2 protein-coding genes are annotated in these 1,387 nt (G+C 77.7%); both read left to right on the top strand.

Annotated features, from left to right (window positions below):
* Positions 1–871: tetratricopeptide repeat protein (locus tag DZF91_RS23740; RefSeq protein ID WP_147341326.1), on the top strand; the 871-nt coding region annotated here is incomplete at its 5' end.
* Positions 868–1,387, top strand: a 520-nt coding sequence (locus DZF91_RS23735; protein ID WP_147341325.1) for a zinc ribbon domain-containing protein, incomplete at its 3' end; no start/stop codon positions are given. The genes DZF91_RS23740 and DZF91_RS23735, both read left to right, overlap by 4 nt.

Genomic DNA, 1,387 nt, shown 5'->3' with positions numbered 1-1,387 from the left:
GCCCGTGCCGCTCGTCGCGGCGGACGATCCGGCCGCCGGCTTCCTGGCCGGGCTGACCGCCCGCGATCCGGGCGACCTGGCGGCGGCGCTGTCCGGCGCGCCCGCCGCGTCGCCGGAGGTGCGGCTCGCGCTCGCCCGCGTCTCGATCGAGCTGGGCGACCTGTCCGCCGCCGACGAGATCATCACGGCGTTCGGCGCGGAGCGCGAGGACGACTGGCGCGCCGACTGGTACCGGGCCGTCCGCGACCTGGCGGGCGGACGGCCCGGCATGGCCGCCGCGATGTTCGACGACCTGTACGACCTCATGCCGGGCGAGCTCGCGCCGAAGCTCGCGCTGGCGTTCTGCGCCGAGCTCCAGGGCGACACGGCCACGGCCGCCGCCCACTACGAGACCGTCTGGCGCACCGACCCCACCTACGTCAGCGCCGCGTTCGGCCTGGCCAGGACGCGGCTGGCGGTCGGCGACCGGCGCGGCGCGCAGGCGGTGCTGGACTCGGTGCCCCGCGTGTCGAGCTACTACGTGTCGGCGCAGCTCGCGGTGGTCGCGACGACCGTCCGGGGCAGCGCGCCGGGCGAGCTCGACCCGCCGACGCTCGTCGCCACGGGCCGCCGCCTGACCGGCCTGAACCTGGACACCGAGCGCCGCGACCGGTTCACCGCCGAGGTCCTGGAGGCGGCCCTCGCCTGGCTCCGGCACGGCGGCGACCCCGGCGGCGCGACCCAGGTCCTCGGGACCGCGCTCGACGAGCACGACCTGCGGCTCAAGCTGGAGAGCGTCTACCGCCACCTCGCCAAGCTCGCCGACCGCCCGGACGTCCGGCACGCCATGGTCCGCCGCGCCAACGCCGTCCGCCCGAGGACGCTGCTGTGACGGCGGTTCCGCCCGGCCAGGCGCCCGGCACCGCGCCCGGCTCCGCGTTCGGCTCCGCGTTCGGCTCCGCGTCCGGCTCCGCGTCCGGTTCCCTGATCGCGTGCCCGGGCTGCGGCTACCCGGCGCACCCGGACGACCAGTTCTGCGAATCCTGCGGTCGCCCGCACCCGGCCCGAGCCCCTCGAGAGCCCGGCTCCTCGTCGGCGAAGGCCGCTCGGTGCGTGGACTGCGGCTCGACCTCCATCGCCGAGGACGGCTTCTGCGACCGCTGCGGGTTGCGGCAGCCGACCGGGCGCGAGCATGTGGAGGACGTCCTCACGGCCCCGGACGGACGGGTCGCGGCGGCGGGTGTCAGCGACGTCGGACGGCGGCGCAGGCGGAACGAGGACGCGTTCGCGCTCGCGGCGCATCCGGCGGCCGTGTGCGCGGTGGTCTGCGACGGCGTCGCGACCGCGCCCGGCTCCGACCAGGCGTCGCGCGTCGCGGCCGAGACGGGCGCGGCGGCCCTCGCGCGCT

The sequence above is a fragment of the Actinomadura logoneensis genome, from assembly GCF_003428695.1.
GTDB classification, from domain to species: domain Bacteria; phylum Actinomycetota; class Actinomycetes; order Streptosporangiales; family Streptosporangiaceae; genus Spirillospora; species Spirillospora logoneensis.
This window is presented reverse-complemented; position numbering and strand designations above follow the sequence as displayed.